Annotated in this window: 5 protein-coding genes; all 5 read right to left on the reverse strand. The window is 46.0% G+C overall.

All coding sequences use genetic code 11. The features are described 5' to 3' along the window. The coding region (gene uvrC / locus WBA89_RS09375) for an excinuclease ABC subunit UvrC (protein ID WP_424405894.1) at positions 1–954 on the reverse strand (954 nt) is incomplete at its 3' end. A 157-nt stretch (positions 955–1,111) separates the two neighbouring features. Then, complete coding sequence (locus tag WBA89_RS09380; protein ID WP_424405896.1) at positions 1,112–1,864, reverse strand: amino acid ABC transporter ATP-binding protein; 753 nt, start codon at positions 1,862–1,864, stop codon at positions 1,112–1,114. A 54-nt stretch (positions 1,865–1,918) separates the two neighbouring features. Beyond that, entirely contained in the window at positions 1,919–3,154 is a 1,236-nt protein-coding gene (locus tag WBA89_RS09385) for an amino acid ABC transporter permease (RefSeq protein WP_424405898.1), read from the reverse strand. Between the two features lie 16 nt (positions 3,155–3,170). After that, a complete protein-coding gene (locus tag WBA89_RS09390; RefSeq protein WP_424405900.1) occupies positions 3,171–3,770 on the reverse strand; it encodes a hypothetical protein in 600 nt (199 codons plus the stop codon). A gap of 42 nt (positions 3,771–3,812) precedes the next feature. Continuing rightward, a complete protein-coding gene (locus WBA89_RS09395) occupies positions 3,813–4,973 on the reverse strand; it encodes an amino acid ABC transporter permease (RefSeq protein WP_424405902.1) in 1,161 nt (386 codons plus the stop codon). Positions 4,974–5,044 lie beyond the last annotated feature (71 nt).

The following is a 5,044-nucleotide window of genomic DNA, read 5'->3' on the forward strand; positions in this document are numbered from 1 at the left end:
TAACTCTTGCCCCCCCTTGGTAAGGGGTTGAGACAACTCTTGCCCCCCCTTGGTAAGGGGGGGTATTTCTGCAATAAATCCCAGTCTTCCGACTAATTGACCGGCACGAATTTGGAACAATTGAATGCAGGCGTGCTGGGTATCTGCCGCCAGGGCGATCGCGTCCCTAGAAACAGTATCGTCGGGCAAAGACACTTTTTGACCAGCACTTAAAGACTGCAAACCCTTAATTCTATCTCGAATCTGCGCCGCAGTTTCAAAGTTTAAATCTTCCGCTGCTTGTTCCATTTGCGGTTCCAGAATATCCAGCAATTCCTGAGTTCTTCCCTGAAAAATCATCGCCACTTTTTGAATCATTTTTCGGTATTCCTCCGGCGAAGTTAGACCCTGACAAACGCCGACGCAGCGGCCGATGTCATAGTTCAAGCAGGGACGGTCTTTAAATAGCGGTTGAGGGCGCTGTCGCATGGGGAAAATGCGCTTGATTAAATGCAGCGTACTCCGCAGCGCCCCTGTATCGACGTAGGGGCCGTAGTAGCGGTCTTTGGCACTACCTGCGCGACGTTTGCGGGTGATAAAAATGCGCGGGTATTCCTCCGACCAAGTGATGCACAAATAAGGATACTTTTTATCATCCTTGAGGAGGACATTAAAGTAGGGTTGGTGCTGTTTTACCAGGTTTGCTTCTAATGCTAAAGCTTCCGCTTCTGTGTCGGTGGCGATGAATTCGATTTCCCGCACTTGCTGCACCATCATTGCGATGCGGGGACTCAGTTTTTGGCTGTCTCGAAAATAGGAACGGACGCGGTTTCGGAGTTTTTTTGATTTGCCGATGTAAAGGATGCGATCGCCCTCATCGCGCATTAAGTATACACCGGGAACCGCCGGAATTTCTTTGAGGCGGATTTCCAAGCGTTCTGAGTCTTTAACTAGCGGTAGAGTTTTTGTGGTCATTAGTTATTAGTTATTAGTTATTAGTTATTAGTTATTTGTTATTAGTTGACTCTAATGCCCTATGCCCTATGCCCTATGCCCTATGCCCTATGCCCTATGCCCTATGCCCTATGCCCTATGCCCAATTCCCAATGCCCAATTCCCAATGCCCAATTCCCTATAATATCTGAGACAAAAACTTGCGGGTGCGTTCTTCCTTCGGGTTCTGAAAAAACTCTTCCGGCTTCGCTTCTTCCACTAAAACGCCCTCATCCATCAATACAATGCGATCGGCAACTTCGCGCGCAAACCCGACTTCGTGAGTCACCACTACCATTGTAATTCCAGTTTGAGCTAAATTTCGCATCACATCTAAAACTTCCCGCACCATCTCCGGATCTAATGCTGATGTCGGTTCGTCAAATAGCATAATTTTAGGCTGCATTGCTAGAGAACGTGCAATTGCTACCCGCTGCTGCTGTCCGCCAGATAACTGTCCGGGATATTTTTGTGCTTGTTCCAAAATTCCCACTCTTTCTAACAGTTGCATCGCTACTTCTTCGGCTTTTTTCTTTGGCCAGCGGCGCACCCATACGGGCGCTAGCATGACGTTTTGCAAGACTGATAGGTGGGGAAATAGGTTGAATTGCTGAAACACCATTCCTACTTCCCGGCGAATTGTCTCGATGTTTTGCAAGTCGTGGGAAAGTTCGATTCCGTCGATCGTAATTTTACCTTGCTGATATGCCTCTAATGCGTTGAATGTACGAATAAACGTCGATTTTCCAGAGCCTGACGGGCCCATCACTACGACGACTTCGCCCCGGTTTACGGTCATGCTGACACCGCGCAGTACGTGAAATTGTCCGTACCATTTGTGGACTTTTTCTGCTACGATTACTTTTTCTGGGGCTGTTAGTTGATTTTCCATATTTTTTTTACCGCTGATTTTAGCGGATGAACGCGGATGAACGCAGATTAATTTTTACCTTTGACCTACTTCTAAACTTCGCTCTATTTTGCGGCTGGCTAATGACATTGAGTAGCAAAATACCCAATAGATGATGCCGACGAATATGTAAACTTCGGCGTACCTGCCGATGTATGATGGATTTGCTAATACGGCGCGGGATATTCCGATTAATTCTAACATTCCAAATAGGGAAAGTAGGGATGTATCCATGAATAATCCGATGAATTGACCGCCGATCGCCGGAATGACTGTTCGCAGGGCTTGAGGCAGTACAATCAGAATTGTGAGTAGCGGTGTGTTTAGCCCGATCGCCCTTGCCGCTTCTATTTGTCCTCTAGGTACAGCCTGCAAGCCTCCGCGCACGTTTTCGGCTAGGTATGCGGCGCTGAATAATGTTAATCCGGCGATCGCCCTAATGACTCTATCCAATCTCGGATATTCGGGCGGCAAAAATAATTGCAGCATCACTTGACCTAAAAACAAAATGCCAATTAATGGCAAGCCGCGAACGATTTCAATGTATAATGTTGAAAACAGTTTGACAACAGGCAAAGAACTTTGTCTCCCCAAGGCTAGCAATACTCCCAAGGGAAAGGAAAGCACAATGCTGATAATTGCTAAAAACAGCGTCAATACTAAACCGCCCCAATCGTTTGTCGAGACTTCTCTCAAACCTAAACCGCCTTTAATTAACCACAGAATCAGCGGGAAGGAAATAACCCAAATTGTAGGCATCCAGCTAACCCCCCCCAACCCCCCCTTGCTAAGGGTGGGCGAGGGGGGGTTGCGGTTAATTTTTCTGGCGGCGAGATAGCCCGCGGTGGCTGCGATAATACTTGCTAGCAGGTAAAAACGAGAGGTTGGGTCGATCGGAGAAATGAGCGCACCCACAACCGCAGCACCGAGTATAATTAGTAAAGGCGGATTCCAAAGACGTTCTTCCCGCTGAATGTTTCCCCAAGTCAAGCCTCCCAACAAAGCAATTATCGCCGTTACTATCCACAGCCGCCAGTAAGAATCGCGGGGAAATCTGCCCGCAAAAAATAGCGGCAAGTTGGCTTCTAATACCCGCCATTGAGCTTTTGTAGTTGCCCAAACGATAATTCCTTTAACAGTTTGGAAGGCGACAACCGCACAAACTACTGTCAGAATGCAGTTGTACCAGGTACTGAATAAGTTTTTGCGCGCCCAATTCCAAGGCGTGGGCGATTCGGTGGGTGGGGGCGGTAATACGGGGGTTGTTTCCACAGGTTATTAGTTGTTATTAATGATTGATTGCGCTGGCTAATATTCCTAATATTTTATTGACATCGCTGAGGTAATATTCAGTCAAGTCAATTTCAATAACTTGTTTTTTAAGTTTCATAAATCTCCATGTATTCCCGCTAGTGACAGCGCCATATATCGCAGGAATATCGTTTCCTTCACGTTCATTAAATATGCTAGCTGCAAACATTTCTGCTACGCACTGTCCCAATTCACTATTGAGATTTTCCGGTTTGGCTTCTACAATTATAATGACTGGTGCAGCGAGTAACAAGAGTCCTGATGAATTGCCAATCACAAAATCGCAACTGCCGTTTAAACCTCTTTCGGGACTAACATTAAAGTCGATTCCTGAAAATAAACCTATCTGCTCTTGTAATTGTGTTCTCAATTCTAATAAAACTGGCGCTACAATCATTTCCGAACGCGATTTTTCTGTATTGCTGCCAACAGCTACTGGTAGATATCGCCGCAAATTTTCTGCGAGTAACGCGCTGCATTCTAATTCCGGTTCGCCGGCAAACAAATCAGCGGTTTCAGAATAACTTAATTCAAATATTTTCAAAACGCTGTTTAAGTTGAAGTCACTGTAAGCCATTTTGTTTTGCCTTTCCCTTCTGGGATTTTTTATGTTAAAAATTTACCTTTCCTTTAGTTGTACGGTTTGATTGTACCAATTCATGAACAGAGAAATTATCAAACTAATTGTTAGGTATGTTACCATGATAATTAACATTGCTTCGATCGCCCGACCGGTCTGATTCAGCGTCGGAGAGCCCACCACAAAGTAAACGTCGGGATAAGCCACGGCCACCGCTAAACTCGAATTCTTAGCTAAATTCAGATACTGACTGGTTAAAGGCGGCACAATCACCCGCAAAGCTTGGGGCAAAATTACCCTCCGCATCGCGGTTCCCGATTTTAGTCCCAAAGATTTTGCGGCTTCCCACTGGCCTCGCGATACTGACTGAATTCCGGCGCGGACAATTTCTGCAATGTAACTCCCAGTATACAAGCTGAGTCCTGTTACCAAGGCTGCAAATTCTGGAGTTATTTTTAATCCTCCTTGGAGTTGCAATGCTGGTGTCAGGCGGGGAAAATCTAGGCGCAAAGGCAGATTTTTGGTGATAATTAAAGCTACGATCGCACTTAGCCCGATCGCACCAGCCGCCCAAAACAACTGTCTTCCCGGCTTCGCTTGTTCCAGCATCACCCGCCCCCGCCACATCCACAGCCCAGCAGCAGCCAAAACTCCGACAGTTAGCAAAATCAACCAAATTTCAAAACCCGGCAAAGCCACAGGCCAAGGTACAGCAATACCGCGATTTGTCAAGTAAATCGGCCCCCTCATCTGCTGGTTGTCTTCCAGTTTTGGCAGGGAAATGAAAACTGCAAAATACCAGAAAAATAATTGCAGCAATAACGGCGTATTCCTCAAAATCTCCACATACAAACCAGCCAGAGTTCGCAGCAGCCAATTGTCGGAAAGGCGGGCAATTCCTACTGTCAAACCCGCAATTGTTGCGAAAACAATCCCCAAACCCATCACCCGCAGCGAGTTGATTAAACCGACAAAATAAGCTTGTCTGTAACTGTTTTCGGGACTGTAGGGGATGACGCTTTCGCCGATGTCAAAGGATGCTTGGAAATTGAGAAAGTCAAATCCAAATGCAATTCCCAATTGCGCGTAATTGGCACTGAGATTGTCCCAGAGAATGGCGATGACAGCGATTACTAAAATTACGAATATCGCCTGTACGGCAATTTTCCAGAAGCGATCGTCCCGCAGGAGTTTCATCATTGTTATTGGTTATTGGTTATTGGTTATTGGTTATTGGTTATTGGTTATTGGTTATTGGTTATTGGTTATTG

It is taken from the genome of Microcoleus sp. (genome assembly GCF_049646505.1).
Lineage (GTDB): Bacteria > Cyanobacteriota > Cyanobacteriia > Cyanobacteriales > Microcoleaceae > Microcoleus.

What these genes read in the sequence shown, in the direction of transcription:
- WBA89_RS09390 (WP_424405900.1), bottom strand. Translation starts at nt 3,770, where the DNA reads ATGGCTTACAGTGACTTCAACTTAAACAGCGTTTTGAAAATATTTGAA.
- WBA89_RS09380 (WP_424405896.1), bottom strand. Translation starts at nt 1,864, where the DNA reads ATGGAAAATCAACTAACAGCCCCAGAAAAAGTAATCGTAGCAGAAAAA.
- WBA89_RS09395 (WP_424405902.1), bottom strand. Translation starts at nt 4,973, where the DNA reads ATGATGAAACTCCTGCGGGACGATCGCTTCTGGAAAATTGCCGTACAG.